The organism is Citrobacter freundii complex sp. CFNIH4 (assembly GCF_002934505.1).
In the GTDB taxonomy this organism is placed as follows: domain Bacteria; phylum Pseudomonadota; class Gammaproteobacteria; order Enterobacterales; family Enterobacteriaceae; genus Citrobacter; species Citrobacter freundii.
On the sequence record NZ_CP026231.1, the window covers coordinates 4,137,153 to 4,154,912 of the forward strand.

Annotated in this window: 13 protein-coding genes; 6 read left to right on the forward strand and 7 right to left on the reverse strand. The window is 51.8% G+C overall.

Annotated features, from left to right (window positions below; translation table 11 throughout):
* Positions 1-426 precede the first annotated feature (426 nt).
* Positions 427-1,185: an SDR family NAD(P)-dependent oxidoreductase gene (locus C2U41_RS21230; protein WP_003023319.1), complete on the reverse strand. Its 759-nt coding sequence runs from the start codon at positions 1,183-1,185 to the stop codon at positions 427-429.
* Positions 1,186-1,304: 119 nt separating this feature from the next.
* Here C2U41_RS21230 and C2U41_RS21235 point away from each other — a divergent pair, with 119 nt between their 5' ends.
* The 3 genes from C2U41_RS21235 (at position 1,305) to C2U41_RS21245 (ending at position 4,950) form a co-directional block, all read left to right on the forward strand.
* Entirely contained in the window at positions 1,305-2,204 is a 900-nt protein-coding gene (locus C2U41_RS21235; protein WP_003837759.1) for a LysR family transcriptional regulator, read from the forward strand.
* 47 nt (positions 2,205-2,251) lie between these two features.
* Positions 2,252-3,277 (forward strand): inner membrane protein YhjD, encoded by a 1,026-nt coding sequence (gene yhjD / locus C2U41_RS21240; RefSeq protein WP_016151136.1) that lies wholly within the window; start codon positions 2,252-2,254, stop codon positions 3,275-3,277.
* Positions 3,278-3,627: 350 nt separating this feature from the next.
* Positions 3,628-4,950 carry an MFS transporter gene (locus tag C2U41_RS21245; RefSeq protein WP_003023312.1) on the forward strand — a complete coding sequence of 441 codons (1,323 nt, stop codon included), beginning with the start codon at positions 3,628-3,630 and terminating at the stop codon, positions 4,948-4,950.
* Positions 4,951-5,043: 93 nt separating this feature from the next.
* Here the strand turns inward: C2U41_RS21245 and C2U41_RS21250 are convergent, their stop codons facing one another.
* Both C2U41_RS21250 and pdeH read right to left on the reverse strand, forming a co-directional pair.
* Positions 5,044-7,104: an AsmA family protein gene (locus C2U41_RS21250; protein ID WP_103848232.1), complete on the reverse strand. Its 2,061-nt coding sequence runs from the start codon at positions 7,102-7,104 to the stop codon at positions 5,044-5,046.
* A gap of 78 nt (positions 7,105-7,182) precedes the next feature.
* Positions 7,183-7,950, reverse strand: coding sequence for a cyclic-guanylate-specific phosphodiesterase (pdeH, locus tag C2U41_RS21255; RefSeq protein ID WP_003023308.1), 768 nt, complete (start codon positions 7,948-7,950; stop codon positions 7,183-7,185).
* A 230-nt stretch (positions 7,951-8,180) separates the two neighbouring features.
* Between pdeH and C2U41_RS21260 the strand changes: the two genes are divergently transcribed.
* Positions 8,181-9,110 (forward strand): sugar kinase, encoded by a 930-nt coding sequence (locus C2U41_RS21260; RefSeq protein ID WP_016151138.1) that lies wholly within the window; start codon positions 8,181-8,183, stop codon positions 9,108-9,110.
* 100 nt (positions 9,111-9,210) lie between these two features.
* Here C2U41_RS21260 and C2U41_RS21265 read toward each other — a convergent pair whose 3' ends face one another.
* From C2U41_RS21265 to C2U41_RS29365, 4 genes are all read right to left on the reverse strand, one after another.
* Positions 9,211-10,704: a M16 family metallopeptidase gene (locus C2U41_RS21265; RefSeq protein ID WP_044713960.1), complete on the reverse strand. Its 1,494-nt coding sequence runs from the start codon at positions 10,702-10,704 to the stop codon at positions 9,211-9,213.
* A 221-nt stretch (positions 10,705-10,925) separates the two neighbouring features.
* Positions 10,926-12,212, reverse strand: coding sequence for a C4-dicarboxylate transporter DctC (gene dctA, locus C2U41_RS21275; RefSeq protein WP_003837746.1), 1,287 nt, complete (start codon positions 12,210-12,212; stop codon positions 10,926-10,928).
* A 157-nt stretch (positions 12,213-12,369) separates the two neighbouring features.
* Positions 12,370-14,376 (reverse strand): biofilm formation regulator HmsP, encoded by a 2,007-nt coding sequence (gene hmsP, locus C2U41_RS21285; RefSeq protein ID WP_071681698.1) that lies wholly within the window; start codon positions 14,374-14,376, stop codon positions 12,370-12,372.
* A 226-nt stretch (positions 14,377-14,602) separates the two neighbouring features.
* Positions 14,603-14,710: a type I toxin-antitoxin system toxin Ldr family protein gene (locus C2U41_RS29365; RefSeq protein WP_003023297.1), complete on the reverse strand. Its 108-nt coding sequence runs from the start codon at positions 14,708-14,710 to the stop codon at positions 14,603-14,605.
* A 428-nt stretch (positions 14,711-15,138) separates the two neighbouring features.
* Between C2U41_RS29365 and megL the strand changes: the two genes are divergently transcribed.
* Entirely contained in the window at positions 15,139-16,335 is a 1,197-nt protein-coding gene (gene megL, locus C2U41_RS21295) for a methionine gamma-lyase (RefSeq protein WP_003023295.1), read from the forward strand.
* Positions 16,336-16,452: 117 nt separating this feature from the next.
* Positions 16,453-17,751, forward strand: coding sequence for an aromatic amino acid transport family protein (locus C2U41_RS21300; RefSeq protein WP_003837738.1), 1,299 nt, complete (start codon positions 16,453-16,455; stop codon positions 17,749-17,751).
* The last annotated feature ends 9 nt before the right edge of the window (positions 17,752-17,760 follow it).

The window sequence follows — 17,760 nt, forward strand, 5'->3', positions numbered from 1 at the left end:
TAAATGCTTTCCAATCTTCATCCCAATCTACTATGAGGAAGCGGTCGTTTAGTATTCGTTTATGGTAGATTTAAGGTTATAAATGAAATTCACGATTTATTATTCTTCCTATGCGAAATTTTTAGCACATAGGCCATGTTTTCACATACGCGATCGAACGCTCAATTTTTAATGTCGAATCTTTAACATTTTAAAGAATTAAATTCTGAATCCGTGGAGGATGGGGAAGTGATCATGGTTTCTTCTGAGACAAATCCGCTGTCGAAGAAAAATGAGTTATTCAGAAAGTTTATCCCGGATTTCTTTCGGCACCGCGATCGCTGAATTAGATTGCAGATAATACCGGTAAACGCCACCAGCTATATTTTTACCTGGAGTGGCGCACCGGTTTTCTATTGTTCAAAAGCTGAATAAGATACGAGCGATTTACAGGAACATTCCGCCCGATACTTCGATACGCTGCGCTGTCATCCAGGCCAGCTCATCGCTGAGCAACGCGGCAATCGCGTCGCCAATATCATCCGGCAAGCCCGCGCGTCCCAGCGCCGTTTGCGATGCCACATATGCATTCAGCTCTTTATTATCCCGCAGTCGACCGCCGCCAAAATCGGTTTCAATCGCCCCAGGCGCGATGATATTTACTGAAATACCCCGCTCTCCCAGTTCTTTCGCCTGATAACGCGTCAGTACTTCCATCGCCCCTTTCATTGAGGCATAGGCGGCATACCCTGGCAGTGCAAAACGCGCCAGTCCCGATGAAACATTCAGGATCCTGCCGCCATTCTGGATCAACGGCAACAGACGTTGGGTCAGGAAGAAGGGGCCCTTAAAGTGAATGTTCACTAATTGATCAAACATCGCTTCGGAGGTATCGGCAAAAGCGCCATACAGACCAATTCCGGCATTGTTCACTAAATAATCAAACGCCTCACGATTCCACATGCTCTTCAGCTGCGCTTGTACCTCATGGGTAAAGGACTCAAAGCCAGCCACATCGCTGACATTCAGTTGTATTGCCGCAGCTTTTCTGCCTTTTTGCTCAATTTCAGCAACCACATCCAGCGCCGCCTGCTGCTGGCTGTTGTAGGTAAAGATAATGTCCGTTCCTCTGTCAGCCAGCTTAAGTGCGGCGTTTTTACCGAGCCCACGACTACCACCAGTCACTAATGCGATACGTTGCGTCATAAGAAACCTCATTTCCGACGTTGTGATGATTGAGATAAAGCTTATTAGGTGATAGAAAAACAATAAATGTCGTCTGTTGCGCATTACTGTTTCATTTGGAACAACAATAGGGCATAAGAATGGATAAAATTCACGCAATGCAGTTGTTCATCCGCGTCGCAGAACTGGAGAGCTTTTCGCGTGCGGCAGACACCCTTGGTCTTCCTAAAGGTAGCGTATCTCGCCAAATCCAGGCCCTAGAAAATCATCTGGGCACGCAGTTGTTGCACCGCACTACCCGCCGCGTTCAGCTCACACAAGACGGTATGATCTATTACGAACGCGCAAAAGATTTGTTGAGCAATCTGGATGAGCTGGATGGACTATTTCATCACGATCCGTCCAGCATCAGCGGCAAGCTGCGCGTCGATATGCCGGTTGGCGTGGCGAGAAATCTGGTGATGCCCCGCTTACCCACTTTCTTGCATCAGTATCCCGGCCTTGAGCTCGAACTCAGCAGCAGCGACCGCCTGGTGGATCTGGTCCGCGAAGGTTTCGACTGTGTGGTACGCGTAGGCACGCTGAAAGATTCAGGGCTGATTGCGCGCCCACTGGGGAAACTCACGCAGATTAACTGCGCCAGCCCGCAGTACCTCGCCCGCTTTGGTTATCCGGAAAGCCTGGAGGATTTAGCTTCACATGCAGTGGTGCACTACTCGGTCAATTTGGGAACGCGTGCGCAAGGCTTCGAAGTGGCGACAGAAAACGGCACGCAATGGGTTAAAACCGGCGGCATGCTAACGGTAAACAGTACCGAAACCTATCACGCGGCATGCCTTGCCGGTCTGGGCATTATTCAGGTACCGCGCGTTGGCGTGCGTGATGCCCTGCGCGCCGGTACGCTGGTCGAAGTGTTGCCGCAATATCGCGCCGAGCCAATGCCGGTCTCTTTGCTTTATCCGCATCGACGCAACCTCTCTCGCCGGGTACATCTGTTTATGGAATGGCTGACTGGCGTGATGAAAGACTATGTGGACTGACAAGCTATACTGTCCTGAGAATGAACAGAACAAGGATTATTGCCCTGATGACGCAGGAAAAAGAGATTAAACGCCCCATTCAGGAACTTGAGCACGCCCCCATCCTAAAAATTGAGCCCCTGGAGCAGGAAAATACAGAAACCAATGGTAAGACCAACCAGGCGTTGAAAACTGCCCTGACCTTCGCTGAAAAAGTTCAACGCCAGCCCATGATTGCCCATCTGATTCGGGCTGCGGAGCGGTTTAACGATCGCATGGGAAATCAGTTTGGCGCCGCGATTACCTACTTCTCGTTTCTGTCGATGATCCCTATTCTGATGGTGTCGTTTGCCGCCGCGGGTTTTATTCTCGCTTCGCATCCTACGCTGTTACAGGATATCTTCGGCAAAATTCTGCTCAACGTCAGCGATCCGACGCTCGCCTCTACGCTGAAAAACACCATTAATACTGCCGTACAGCAACGTACCACCGTCGGTCTGGTGGGGCTTGGCATCGCGCTCTATTCCGGCATTAACTGGATGGGAAACCTGCGCGAAGCAATTCGTGCCCAGTCGCGGGATGTCTGGGAGCGTACCCCGCAGGATCAGGAAAAAATTTGGGTCAAATATCTGCGTGATTTTATCTCATTGATTGGCTTACTGATTGCGCTGATTGTTACTCTGTCCATTACCTCCATTGCCGGCTCCGCCCAGCAGATGATTATCTCTGCGTTGTATCTCGACGGTATCGAATGGCTGAAGCCCGCCTGGCGGCTGATCGGCCTGACCATCTCTATTTTCGCCAACTACTTGCTGTTCTTCTGGATTTTCTGGCGGCTACCGCGTCACCGACCGCGTAAGAAAGCGCTCATACGCGGCACATTTATCGCGGCTCTGGGGTTTGAAGTCATCAAAATGATCATGACATATACCCTGCCGTCACTGGTGCAATCGCCGTCAGGCGCGGCGTTTGGTTCCGTGCTTGGATTGATGGCGTTCTTCTACTTCTTCGCTCGTCTGACTCTGTTTTGCGCTGCCTGGATTGCCACGGCGGAATACAAAGACGACCCGCGTATGCCGGGGAAAACGCAGTAGCCACCGCCGGATTAGTTGTTAATTGCCGGATGGCGACGCACGCGTCTTATCCGGCCTACGGGTGAGTTTTGTAGGCTGGATAAGCGCAGCGCCATCCGGCAATTATAATGCCGCCCAATCTCACCGATTTAGTGAATAAATCCAACCCGTAACTTTTATTTAACCAAAAACTAGTTTTATCATCTAAGTTTTAAATTATGTGAAGCATTTCATGGAAGTGAAATCTCAAGCCTGAAAATTATCCCCTTTTTGCTCTATTTTTGACCATTCTCAAAGTTTGTTACAGATTGAAATGTCTCTTTTGCTGTGCGTAATATGGCCTTTCGTTCGGCCAAAAATAAGAAAATATTATGCAAGCAACAGCCACAACACTCGACAACGAACAGGAACACACCCCGGTCAACTCGCGCAATAAAGTCGTCGTCGCCTCGCTCATTGGCACCGCCATTGAGTTCTTCGACTTCTATATTTACGCCACCGCCGCGGTGATCGTGTTCCCGCACATCTTCTTCCCGCAGGGGGATCCGACTGCCGCGACGCTACAGTCCCTGGCGACTTTTGCTATCGCCTTTGTGGCACGACCGATCGGTTCTGCTGTATTCGGGCATTTCGGCGATCGCGTCGGCCGTAAAGTCACGCTGGTTGCCTCACTGCTCACCATGGGGATTTCGACGGTCGTCATTGGTCTGCTGCCGGGCTATGAAACGATCGGCATTTTCGCCCCACTGCTGCTGGCGCTGGCGCGTTTTGGCCAGGGGTTAGGTCTGGGCGGTGAATGGGGCGGTGCTGCGCTGCTGGCAACGGAAAACGCACCACCGCGCAAACGCGCTCTGTACGGATCATTTCCGCAGTTGGGCGCGCCTATCGGCTTCTTCTTCGCCAATGGTACCTTTCTGCTGCTCTCCTGGCTGCTGACCGACGAGCAGTTCATGAGCTGGGGTTGGCGCGTACCGTTCATCTTCTCTGCGGTACTGGTGATTATCGGTCTGTACGTTCGCGTTTCGCTGCATGAATCCCCGGTCTTCGCCAAAGTAGCCGCGGCGAAAAAGCAGGTGAAAATCCCGCTGGGTACCCTGCTGACCAAACATGTTCGCGTGACGATCCTCGGCACGTTCATCATGCTGGCGACCTATACGCTGTTCTATATCATGACCGTCTATTCGATGACGTTCAGTACCGCAGCCGCGCCTGTAGGACTTGGCCTGCCGCGTAATGAAGTGTTGTGGATGCTGATGATGGCGGTGATTGGCTTTGGCGTCATGGTGCCGGTGGCGGGCCTGCTGGCCGACGCATTTGGTCGTCGCAAGAGCATGCTCATCATCACCACGCTTATCATTCTGTTTGCGCTGTTTGCCTTTAAACCACTGCTCGGCTCTGGCAATCCGGTGCTGGTTTTCGCCTTCCTGTTGCTGGGCTTAAGCCTGATGGGGCTGACATTTGGTCCGATGGGTGCGCTGCTGCCGGAGCTGTTCCCGACTGAAGTGCGCTATACGGGAGCGTCGTTCTCGTACAACGTTTCGTCGATTCTTGGTGCGTCCGTTGCCCCTTACATTGCCGCATGGCTGCAGGCGAATTACGGCCTGGCGGCGGTCGGTACGTATCTGGCATCGATGGCGGCGTTAACGCTGATTGCGCTGCTGTTAACCCATGAGACACGGCATCAATCGCTGTAATTTGATTGCCTGATGGCGCTATGCTTATCAGGCCTACTGACTGCAATCCCCCGTAGGCCGGATAAGGTGTTTACACCGTATCCGGCGCTCTCATCACTTCTTCATCTGCGACAGGATTGTCCGGCACTGATTAGCATCCCCTTCAGAAGGTGAAATCAGCGCCAGCAGGGCTGCCGCTGGCGTCACCAGCGTTGCCAGCGCAGCAGCAACCGCACCGCGCGCAATCAGCGGCCCGGCCTTCACGCCTGCCTGCGGATTCTTAAAGGTGCCGCGAACATACAACGGCGAACGCAGAGTAATAATACGAATCCCTTTGCTCTCCGGATCGATGGTTAAATCCAGTTGCTCCGACGCAAAACTTGCCGTACCGGTGACATTAATGACTGCGTTTTCTGTATCAAAAGCAAAAATCTGCGGACGCACCACGCCGTTAACAATATCCAGATTCGCCGCCGCGCAGTTCACCCGCACTTCATCATCACCAAATATCTGCCCAACGATATAGTTACCCAGATTCAGCCCCACAATCTCCATCAGATTTCGGCTGATCAACCCGTCGTTCATCAACAACTTCAGGTTGCCATTACTGTTGCCGAGCAGCGCGGCCACCGAATTCCCGCTCCCGCGAAACTCGGCGTCACCGTTCATTTCACCCAGCGTTTTCTGCATCAGTTCCACATCCGGCATCAGCGCTTTAAGCTTCAGGCGGCGAGCCTGGATATCCGCCTGCCCCCGCATCGGCTTTTTATCCCCTTCCAGATGGATGCTGGAAACAATGCTGCCTCCCGCAAGACCAAATTTCAGCGGTTGCAGACGCAGATCGGCATTTTTCAGGATGATATGAGTGGAGAGATCGCTGATCGGCAGACTACTGCCATGCTCAATACGCCGTCCTTTGAAACGCACGTCAGCGTCCATTACGTTCCATTTGTCTGTTTCAAAACGGTCATACGGCAACACCTTGTCCGCAGGCTGAACGCTCTTCTCACCTTTGCGCTGTTCAGATTGTTTTGCCCGTTCCGCCCCTTTGCCTGAATCCACCCCGATCAGCGGCCCCAAATCGGCCAGCCTCAGCTGGCGTGATTCCACATCGCCCTTCAGCATGGGTCGCGGCTTGCCGGTGGTGTAGACCAGCGTTCCGTGAATATCGCTGTCGCCAATGCGGCCATTGAAATCGCGATAATCAAAAACAGAGGATTTTTCCGGGTCAATTTTCGCTACCAGACGTCCGTCGGTTTCAAACGGCGGCGTATCCGGGAGCAGCACGCCGGTCAAATCGTATAAATCCCCTAGCGAATCTCCCGAGAATTTAAGTCGCAGATCCGCCCCGCCCATGTTCATCGGATCGTTTATCGTGCCGATAAACGCTACGCGCGTATTGCCCGAACGGAAATCAGCCTGAATCGGGAAAGGCGTATCTTCACCACGCAGCGCCAGCATTCCGCCAATTTTTCCGCTACCGCTTAGCGGTTCGCCGTTATATCGCCCTTGCACTTTCAGACCAAACACGTAGTCCTCGACGCGGGCGTTGCTCTCTTTACCTTTTGCGCCGGTCACTTCGCTAAAGGGCAACGGTTTGCCCAGCGGATCGACCAGGATCTCAATCTCCGACTTCGTCACCTTATCGTTAATGGCGATGCGTCCCTGGTCAAACAGAATGTTATCCAGCCGGAACGACCACGCGGATGGCGGCGCATTAGGATCGCGGTTTTCGTCCCCAGCTAAGTTAAAGGTCCAGTTATTGTTTTTCTCCGACAGGCGGATCAGCCGCGCATCGGGTTTGACCAGCTTGACCCACGGGAGCCAGACGTTTTTTGTCAGCAGTGCCAGTGGGGCGAGCGTAGCTTCAACACGCGGGAGATGCACCATGGTAACGTCAGGAATGTCTGGCGGGTTGCCGAGGATGATATCTTCAGCATGAACATGCGGCCACGGAACCCAGCTACGCCAGCCGGTTTCCTGCTTCTGGCGTTCCCAAACCACGCCCAGGTCACCCCGTATAGCAAAGGGCCGGTTGAGTTCTGTAGAGACTTTCTGGTTGATGGTCGGTTTGAGCCGGTTCCAGTCAAATGTCGCAATCACAATGATGAGTACGACGATCAACAACAAGAAAACCCCTATTACTGAAGTGGTTATTTTACCTGTTTTCGTCATGTCTAACCTCTCTACTTCCTTCCTTGCCTGTCCTAAAGATAGTCCAGCAGGATGAAAAGGAGGTGTGCTACGTCCTCATCAAAGCGACAGGATCACCTCTTCAAGCGTGTCCAGAGGCACTGGACGAGAGAGAAAATAGCCTTGCGCGGCAAAAGCCGGTGAGTTTTGCACATCACGCCACTCTTCCAGCGTTTCAACGCCTTCGACAATCACGCCGCGGCAATAGCGGTTCATCAGCTGTAATAGTAGTGTGAAGAGATTACGTCCCTCCGGCGTCTTGCGCAGCATGACGAACAGGTCTCGCGCCACTTTGATATAGTCATAATTCACTTCACTAAGCGCCGAGAAGTTCGCCATTCCGGTACCAAAATCATCCAGCCAGAGCGGGCCAAACTCGCACATTGAGGCGAAGGACGACCCCTTCGGTAAGCGGATATGTTCCACTAGCTCAAAACGCAGCCACGGCAGGCCTTCAATGATTTTCAGGATTTCGGGATCCTGGCGCATCGCTATGAGCGTTGGTCCGTCGACGTTCACGGAAGCCAGCAGGTTGTTGGCTCTGAAAAAGTCCCCTTTCAGCTCAAGTTGAAGAAGTTGCTCTATCACCACATCAACACGATGTCGGACGGTTACTTCGGCAAAATAGCGGTCTGGCGCAATACGTTGGGATGGATTATCAGGATGGCTCACGACAGTCAGCAGTTCAACGGCCATCAGTCGTCCGTTGGTCTGGTAAATTGGCTGGTAGGTGTAAGCACGCTCGCACTGCAGCCAATAGCGTCTCTCCTGCAAGTTTTCAATACTCGCATCGAGCGTAATGAGCTGCTGGGTAACCTGCTTTATCATCTGAGATGTCCTGTAAATAAGAGTGTGACTGACCGGACTCGTCAAAGGTTATCGGCGCTCAGACGCAGAACTTTACGTTCAGCTGTGCGCAAAAATAAAAACTAAGCGGCAAAAACAACGCAGAACACGTGCTGGCTCAAAAAAATAATGGAACGTTGTTTTAATATAGTTGACCACTTAACACCCACAGCGCACACTAACGCTAATTTTTTTCAGAGCAGGTTACGACTATGTCCAGAAAGATTGCCGTGATTGGCGAATGCATGATTGAGCTGTCACAGAAAGGCGCTGACGTTCAGCGCGGATTCGGTGGCGACACGTTGAATACATCCGTTTATATCGCCCGTCAGGTCGATGCTACGGCACTTTCCGTACACTATGTGACTGCACTGGGTACCGACAGTTTTAGCCAACAAATGCTGGAGTCCTGGCAGGGTGAAAACGTGGATACCTCATTAACCCAGCGCATGGAAAACCGCCTGCCGGGTCTCTACTACATTGAGACCGACAGCACTGGCGAGCGCACCTTCTATTACTGGCGTAATGAAGCCGCCGCAAAATTCTGGCTGGAGAGCGAGCAGTCTGCCGCGATTTGCGAAGAGCTGGCGACATTTGATTACTTGTATCTGAGCGGAATCAGCCTGGCGATTTTAAGCCCGGCAAGTCGTGACAAGCTGCTGTCGTTGCTGCGTGAATGCCGTGCCAACGGTGGAAAGGTCATTTTTGATAATAACTACCGCCCACGTCTGTGGAGCAGCAAAGAAGAAACCCAGCAGGTGTATCAGCAGATGCTGGAATGCACCAATATCGCATTCCTGACGCTGGACGATGAAGACGCGCTGTGGGGTGAAAAACCCGTTGCTGAGGTGATTGCCCGTACTCACGCAGCTGGTGTACAGGAAGTGGTTGTGAAGCGTGGCGCAGACTCTTGCCTGGTTTCCATCGCGGGCGAAGCGCTCATCGACGTTCCGGCCGTTAAATTGCCGAAAGAGAAGGTGATCGATACCACTGCGGCCGGAGACTCCTTCAGCGCCGGATATCTGGCGGTACGTCTGACCGGTGGCGATGCTGCTGAGGCCGCAAAACGCGGCCACCTGACAGCAAGCACCGTGATTCAGCATCGCGGGGCGATTATCCCACGCGACGCTATGCCGCAATAACGTCGATTATCCGGTCTGCATACCGTAGGCCGGGCAAGCGAAGCGCCCCCGGCATCTCCAATGCCGGATGGCGGCGTAATCGTCTTATCCGGCCTACAGGTTATTGTACCGGCGGGATATCCGTCACTTCAGGGTGTGATTCATCCGTTTCAACAGATGTTGCCGCTGCGGTAACGGGCGCCATAATGCTATCCCACGTCGCCTGCAGATCCTTCATATTGAATTCAGGTTCACCCTTCGGTTGCAGCAGAATTAACGCCATATCTTGCGACAGCTGCTGTCGCAGGTCCTGATTCAGCATCTCAACACTCAGGCTGTTGAGGAAGCTCTGGCGTAAACGCTGATACTGTTCAGGCGCAATATCCACCACCTGATTTTGCAGCGAGCGCAAACGCTGGCTGATCAAAATATCGGTATCAGTACGACCATAGGTGGCAAACAGCTTCTGCAGTTCCAGATTCTTTTGCGCGACCAGCGCATTGAACTCTTCTTCCGGAAGTCCCTTATCACGCACTTTCGCCAGTTCACGCGCAACCGTACCCAGATTGGCGTTCAGCTTATCGTTTGGCGACTCAACGTTAATCGCACACTGCGCGCGCAGGAACAGCACCCGGCAGTCAAATCCGAGGCCAATGTCTTTGGCATTGTTTTTGGTTAGCTCTTGCTGAATGTGCCAGAACAGCGCCTCACGAGCTAAATCAGCGCGCCAGTATCGTAACAACGCGGCAGATTCACGGATCGGTTGCCACGGCGTATCCCACATAATAGACAGGCGATCCTGGCGTACCGCATCGGTCATAATGCTTACGGCTTCTGCTCGCAGCGGAGAGAGCGTAGGTACCGGTGCAGGCGTTTCGCGTTTTCCTTTTAACTCGCCAAAGGTTTTATTGATTTGCTCAGCTACGCTGCGTGCATCAACGTTACCGACGATGATCAGCGTCATCGCGTCCGGGGTATACCATTTCTGGTAGAAAGACTGAATTTTCGCCGCATCTACAGGCGTTTTCAGCGGATCGGCGGGATCGTGTCCCAGCAGAGTCGATCCCTTCAGACGGTAACGCCACCACCCTTCTTTGGTATCTGACGGCCAGGTTGCAACCATATCTTCGCTGCTCAGCGCATGATTGACCGTTTCAGAGGTGATGCTCAGATTGCCGGAGATATTCGCCAGGTAAGAAAGTGACTCTTTCAGTAGATCGTTACGGCTGTTTGGCAGACTAAGGTTATACAACGTGGAATCATAGGAAACGATAACCGGCGGCATGGGACGTTTGGGATCGAACCCCTGCTGCCACAATGAACGGGCTTGCGTGGCATCGAGGCCACCGCTTTGCGTCAGCGCGATACGTGGGATCGCATGGCTGAAACCACTCTGTTGCGTACTTTCGGTGAGTGAACCGGTATTAACCAGCAGGCGGACCTCAATACGGTCGCTGGGGCGCTGGGGAGTGGCTAACACTTGCCACTGTAGACCATTTGCCAGCGTGCCCTGTTGCCACGCCGGGTCAGGCTGGAGCGCATCTGCCTGCACATAGCCGGCAGTGGCCATCATCAGCAAGCCGCCCGCTAAAAGTCGAATTTTTGTGCCCTGCATGTGAACCCCTGATCAACTATCCTGGAAATAAAAAGACAGCCCTCGAAAGGACTCTCTGAATATGACGTTAAAAACACTTCGTGTTAGACCGCGAGAACATAAAAATGTCACGGAAGAAGTGAAAAAATCCCGAGCCGCCGAATCGACGGTTTCAGGCACAGGGGGTAATTATGCGCAAACGCCCGCAGTCCTGGAAGGGACTACGGGCATAAGTGACGAGATTAAGAGGATAAATCGTGCGTTTTGCCATCCGGCGCACGATTATTCAGCACATCGTCCAACTTTTTATGGTCCAGTTCTTTGACCCATTTAGCGACGACGACAGTTGCCACACCGTTGCCGACCAGGTTAGTCAGCGCACGTGCTTCAGACATAAAGCGGTCAATACCAAGAATCAGTGCCAGACCCGCAACCGGCAAATGGCCCACAGCAGAGATCGTCGCGGCCAGAACAATGAAGCCACTGCCGGTCACACCCGCTGCACCTTTTGAGGAGAGCAGGAGCACCACCAACAGGGTTATCTGATGGAAGATATCCATATGGCTGTTGGTTGCCTGAGCGATAAACACCGCCGCCATCGTCAGATAGATTGATGTCCCATCAAGGTTAAACGAGTAGCCCGTGGGTATAACCAACCCGACAACCGACTTCCGGCAGCCCAGTTTTTCCATCTTATCGAGCATACGCGGCAGCGCGGATTCAGAAGAAGACGTACCCAGTACGATCAGCAGTTCTTCACGGATATAGCGGATGAATTTGAAAATGCTGAAGCCGGTTGCGCGAGCAATGGAGCCCAGAACCACAACCACAAACAGAATACAGGTGATGTAGAAACAGATTATCAGCTGACCCAGTTGCACCAGCGTTCCGACGCCATATTTACCGATGGTAAAGGCCATGGCACCGAAAGCACCGATCGGCGCAAGGCGCATGATCATATTGATGATGCCGAAAATAACCTGCGAGAAGCTTTCAATCACGTTGAAAATCATCTGGCCTTTGCTGCCCAGACGGTGCAGCGCAAAACCAAACATTACCGCAAACAGTAATACCTGCAGGATGTTACCACTGGCGAACGCGCCAATGACGCTACCCGGGATAATATCCATCAGGAAGCCTACGATCCCCTGGTCTTTTGCCTGTTCAGCGTAAATGGCAACCGCTTTAGCGTCCAGCGTCGCCGGATCGACGTTCATTCCGGCACCGGGTTGCACCACGTTGACGATGATAAGGCCGATGATCAGCGCAATCGTACTGACAATTTCAAAATAGAGCAGTGCAACCGCACCGGTGCGGCCTACTGCTTTCATACTTTCCATGCCTGCAATGCCGGTCACGACAGTACAGAAGATGACAGGTGCGATGACCATCTTGATGAGCTTAACGAAAGCATCACCAAGCGGCTTCATTTGGGCGCCTAATTCAGGGTAGTAATGGCCAAGGAGAATACCAATGGCAATTGCTGTCAGGACCTGAAAGTAAAGGCTTTTGAATATAGAGGTCTTCATAGGGTGTCCTTAAAGTAAAAACCACAGGTCTTGTAAGGTTTTGTTTAACCTGCGGCCTTAAAGTAACACCCACTCAACATGACAGAAATGCACCTGGATCATAATTGATACAAAAATGTTAAAAATTTTGAGCTGGCTCGCACAAGCGAGACCTTTTTTAACTTTTGTAATCAGCGCTTTCCGGTGCCAGATAACGTTCTTCAAAGATATTTGCCGGAACGGGTCGAGCAAACAGGAATCCTTGCGCCACTTCCACCCCGGCTTTTGATAACCATTCGCGTTGCGCTTCGGTTTCAACGCCTTCGGCGATCATCTGCAAGTTGAGGCTATGTGCCAGCTGAATGATGGCGGAGATCATGCTGCAATCTTCGGGCACGCCATCGACAAACATCTTATCGATTTTGAGTACATCCACCGGCAGCGACTTCATATGCTGTAGCTGTCGCAGACCCGCATACCCCATGCCAAAGTCATCCAGGGCGATGCGCACGCCCGCGTTGCGCAGCGGTCGCAAAATGGCCACTGCGGCGTGGGGATCGTCAATATGCCGGCTTTCAGTCACTTCCAGAATCAATGTGCCAGGCTTAATGCGATAGCGCGTTAACAACTCCAGCAGATCAGACACCATACTTGGGTGCATCAACTGGAGAGCGGATAAATTCACCGAGAGCGGCAGCATGAGACCGCGTTCTTGCCAGGCTGACAGCTGGCGGCATGTTTCTTCCAGCACCCAATAACCGACGGTCACCATCAGACCACAAGACTCAATTCTGTCGATTAACCCTTCCGGCAGCTCCCAGCTACCGTCCGGCTGCTGCATCCGCAACAATGCTTCTGCGCTCAATACCTTGCCGCTGGACATCTCAACCTGGGGCTGCATCCAGAGCGCAAATTGCCGGTTATCCATGGCGGTTAAAATATCGTTCTCTTGGGTTAAACGCTGCTGCGCCTCTTCCATCTGCAACGGATCAAAGAACTGAATTTGGTTTTTACCTTTATGACGCGACGTTAACACGGCTGACAGGGCGCGGCGGTAGAGCTGCTCTGCGGTTAAATCACCATAAAACATCGCCACCCCAATGTTGCAGGTAGGACGTAGTTGAATACCCTGAATCGGTAACCGCTCATTAACGATAGTGAGTACTTGCTGACCTAGCGTAATAGCGTGCCAGGGTTCTTTTACACCATGGGCGATAATGGCAAAGTCATAGCCACTCACCTGGGTAAGCACCATCCTGGGAGACAATACAGACTTCAGTTTTTCGACCAGCGTAAGTAACAGGATTTCTCGCTGGGTTTCGGTTAACACACCCGCGGTGTCACGTAGGGTTTCGCAGGTGACAATCATCAGCGCCGTCGTCTGTTGGCGGGTAACAACCTGCTCCAGCAGCCCCATTAAAAACGACTTATTGGGTAGTTCGGAAACCGGGAAACGCATTGCTAAGTCGCTTTGATCTTCGCTATGTCGCTGAATCAACTGCTGATTAAGATTGTAGCTACGCACCAGCATACCAATCTCATCATCCTGATGTAGACGCGGCAATGCCAGTTGATAACCAATCAGGTCCTGCTGTTGAATGTCGTTCAGCTCACGGGCAATTTTACGTAAGGGGTGCACAATCAAGCGGTTAATGCACCAGGAGATAGCGACGGTCAGTATTAGCGACAAAAGTAAGTAAATGGTCACTAACGTCGAGAGCGTACTCATCACGAATTTGTACATGCGGTACGAATCCGCCTGCAGCACCAGATACGCCAGCGGTTGTGGGTTAGCGGAACGTTCAAGAGAATAGATAGGCAGCGAAATTTGTACCGGAAGCTCAAACAGGCGAGTCACCGTAACCGGAACCGGACGTTCAGGTATAAAGCTCATCCGCAGCGCCTGAAACTGATTAGGCAGCACCACATCGGCGCGACTTACCACGCCTGCTGGCCGAATACTTCTTAAAATAGCTTCCGCTTCGGGAATATCCCCTTTCAGGATAGTGTTCGACAGAGGTTCACGAACGGAGCGAGCGATACTTTCCAGTTGCGTAGCCGTGTTATAGCGGTTTTGCTGGACCAGATGGAACAACAAAACGGTGCAAAAAATAAAAACGAACACCATAACAACGGCCGCAACCATTGCCATCTGCTTAATTGTTAACGAGCGACTGACACGCAAACTGACTCTCCACGGATAGACGAAACTGCCGTCAGAGTATACCCGATCGTAGCGGTATTAAGAGAGGCGGTATCTGAAAACTTCCCAGCGTGCATTATCGCGACAGGATAGATACCTGGCGACGAGATTTATCTGCATTTAAGCCGAAAAAGGCCGCAAGGTTACCCCCTGCGGCCTGGTTCGGGCGCATGTTGCCATTACGGCAGGCAGACGCCCGCAAAGTGCATTACTTCCTGTTACGCAGCCAGTTCACAATCAAGCTGGCAATAATGCCAGCGATAATTGGAGCCGCTAAATCGTGCCAGAAAGCCACGCCTAACTGTGCGAGCGTCATATAGCCGCCTGTGTTGCAATGGCAACTGTTCGCGGCTATTCTTGAACTGTTGAGGATTAAGGTTAGCCCCCGTTTTGTTGCCAGGTTTATACCGAACAACGTGCGGGGGTTTTCTCTTTCCAGCAACCTATGCCGCCGGGGATCAAGCCCCCGCAACATCGCGCCTCACCGGGTAAACCCGGCTTGCCGCTGATTCTACGGTAACACTTCCGTCTCATCACCCCGGAGTGATCCAGTCTGCGTAAAGCCTCGCAATTACGGCTTAATAAATCCGCCAAGCGCTGGAAAGTTTCTTGCCAACTGGCAACTTTCCTGACGGCTACCCGCACGATAAAACCACTAACGCATTGATATCTATTGGTTTATTTTCTGGCACAGCGATTGCTATATGACTGTGAGCTGTTCTGTTCCGAATCAAAGGAGATATCATGTCTGACTGTCGTACTTACGGATTCAACACCCAGATCGTTCACGCGGGGCAACAACCCGACCCTTCAACTGGCGCGCTCAGTACGCCTATTTTCCAGACTTCAACGTTTGTTTTTGACAGCGCCGAACAAGGTGCCGCCCGCTTTGCGCTCGAAGAGTCCGGGTACATTTACACCCGTTTGGGTAACCCCACCACCGATGCGCTGGAGAAAAAGCTGGCGGTACTGGAACGAGGTGAAGCCGGACTGGCAACCGCGTCCGGTATTTCAGCTATCACCACAACGCTGTTGACGCTTTGTCAGCAGGGTGACCATATCGTTTCCGCCAGCGCGATTTACGGTTGTACCCACGCGTTTTTGTCGCACAGCATGCCAAAGTTTGGGATTAACGTCAGCTTTGTCGACGCGGCAAAGCCTGAAGAAATCCGCGCCGCCATGCGCCCGGAAACCAAAGTTGTATATATCGAAACGCCCGCTAACCCGACGCTGTCGCTGGTCGACATTGAAACGGTAGCCGGTATCGCCCATCAGCAAGGCGCATTGCTGGTAGTGGATAACACCTTTATGTCGCCGTACTGTCAGCAGCCTTTGCAACTGGGCGCGGATATTGTGGTGCACAGCGTCACCAAATATATCAACGGTCACGGGGATGTGATTGGCGGCATCATTGTTGGTAAGCAGGAGTTTATCGACCAGGCGCGGTTTGTTGGCCTGAAAGATATCACCGGCGGCTGCATGAGTCCTTTCAATGCGTGGTTGACGCTGCGCGGCGTTAAAACGCTGGGCATTCGTATGGAGCGTCACTGTGAAAATGCGCTGAAAATCGCCCGCTTCCTCGAAGGGCATCCGTCCATTACTCGGGTGTATTATCCAGGCCTGTCATCGCATCCGCAGTATGAGCTGGGCCAGCGACAAATGAGCCTGCCAGGTGGAATTATCAGCTTCGAAATCGCCGGCGGCCTCGAGGCTGGCAGACGGATGATCAATTCTGTAGAATTATGCCTCCTCGCGGTCAGTCTCGGTGATACCGAAACCCTCATTCAGCACCCAGCGTCTATGACACATTCGCCCGTTGCGCCAGAGGAACGGCTTAAAGCAGGTATTACCGACGGGCTTATCCGTCTTTCTGTGGGTCTTGAAGATCCAGAAGATATTATTAACGACCTTGAACACGCCATCAGAAAGGCAACATTCTGACCAATATGGCCTGAACCGACGCCGTTCGGTTCAGGTTGTTGAGAATCAAGGCACAACAGTCTGGCAATACGCGCAATCCTCTTTCGGGGAGAACGTGTATTTTGGGCAGGGGGTTCTATGCAGGACAACACATTACAATTAAGCAACAATACAGCAACCGCCGTACCATTCTCAAAAAAAATACCGTTTACGAAATACGATTTTGGCTGGGTATTACTGTGTATAGGCATGGCCATTGGTGCCGGAACGGTACTGATGCCGGTACAAATTGGCTTAACCGGAATTTGGGTATTTATTGTCGCCTTTATTATTGCTTATCCGGCAACTTATATTGTGCAGGATATTTATTTAAAAACATTATCAGAAAGTGAAACCTGTAATGACTACACGGATATTATAAGTCATTATCTGGGAAAAAACTGGGGCGTATTTCTTGGCGTCATCTATTTTCTGATGATTATTCACGGCATATTTATTTATTCCTTATCCGTAGTTTTTGACAGCGCCTCATACATCAAAACCTTCGGCTTGACCGAGACCGATCTTTCACAGTCGATAATCTACAAAGTGGCCATTTTTGCCGTGCTGGTCGCCATTGCTTCCGGGGGAGAAAAACTGCTGTTCAAAATCTCCGGCCCGATGGTAGTGGTCAAAGTGGGTATCATCATCGTATTTGGTTTTGCGATGGTTCCGCACTGGAACTTCGCTAATATCAGCGCCTTCCCTGAAGCCTCGGTGTTCTTTCGCGATGTGCTGCTGACTATCCCGTTCTGCTTCTTCTCCGCGGTGTTTATTCAGGTGTTGAACCCTATGAACATCGCTTACCGCAAACGGGTGGCGGACCGGGTACTGGCCACACGTATGGCTATACGCACGCATCGGATCAGTTACATTACGCTGATTGCGGTCATCCTGTTTTTCTCTTTTTCTTTTACCTTTTCCATTAGCCATGAAGAAGCCGTTTCGGCCTTCGAACAAAATATTTCCGCACTGGCGCTGGCGGCACAGGTCATTCCGGGACAGATTATTCATATCACCTCAACGGTATTAAATATCTTCGCCGTATTAACCGCGTTCTTTGGTATTTATTTGGGATTCCACGAGGCGATCAAAGGAATTATTCTTAACGTACTGAGCCGCGTTATTGACGTGGAAAAAATTAATCCTCTGGTGCTTACGCTGGGTATTTGTACCTTTATTGTTATCACCCTGGTGATTTGGGTATCGTTTCGCGTATCAGTACTGGTGTTCTTCCAGTTAGGCAGCCCGCTGTACGGGATTGTGTCGTGTATTATTCCGTTTTTCCTGATCTATAAAGTCACACAACTGGAAAAACTACGCGGGCTGAAAACCTGGCTAATCCTGCTGTACGGGATCCTGCTGTGCCTGTCGCCATTACTGAAGCTGATTGAATAACCCGCGTAA

Bases quoted from the DNA above. Each gene is read 5' to 3' on its own strand.
- megL (WP_003023295.1), top strand. From the start codon at position 15,139: ATGTCTGACTGTCGTACTTACGGATTCAACACCCAGATCGTTCACGCG.
- C2U41_RS21245 (WP_003023312.1), top strand. From the start codon at position 3,628: ATGCAAGCAACAGCCACAACACTCGACAACGAACAGGAACACACCCCG.
- C2U41_RS21250 (WP_103848232.1), bottom strand. From the start codon at position 7,104: ATGACGAAAACAGGTAAAATAACCACTTCAGTAATAGGGGTTTTCTTG.
- C2U41_RS21235 (WP_003837759.1), top strand. From the start codon at position 1,305: ATGGATAAAATTCACGCAATGCAGTTGTTCATCCGCGTCGCAGAACTG.
- C2U41_RS21300 (WP_003837738.1), top strand. From the start codon at position 16,453: ATGCAGGACAACACATTACAATTAAGCAACAATACAGCAACCGCCGTA.
- pdeH (WP_003023308.1), bottom strand. From the start codon at position 7,950: ATGATAAAGCAGGTTACCCAGCAGCTCATTACGCTCGATGCGAGTATT.
- C2U41_RS29365 (WP_003023297.1), bottom strand. From the start codon at position 14,710: ATGACGCTCGCACAGTTAGGCGTGGCTTTCTGGCACGATTTAGCGGCT.
- dctA (WP_003837746.1), bottom strand. From the start codon at position 12,212: ATGAAGACCTCTATATTCAAAAGCCTTTACTTTCAGGTCCTGACAGCA.
- yhjD (WP_016151136.1), top strand. From the start codon at position 2,252: ATGACGCAGGAAAAAGAGATTAAACGCCCCATTCAGGAACTTGAGCAC.
- C2U41_RS21230 (WP_003023319.1), bottom strand. From the start codon at position 1,185: ATGACGCAACGTATCGCATTAGTGACTGGTGGTAGTCGTGGGCTCGGT.
- C2U41_RS21265 (WP_044713960.1), bottom strand. From the start codon at position 10,704: ATGCAGGGCACAAAAATTCGACTTTTAGCGGGCGGCTTGCTGATGATG.
- C2U41_RS21260 (WP_016151138.1), top strand. From the start codon at position 8,181: ATGTCCAGAAAGATTGCCGTGATTGGCGAATGCATGATTGAGCTGTCA.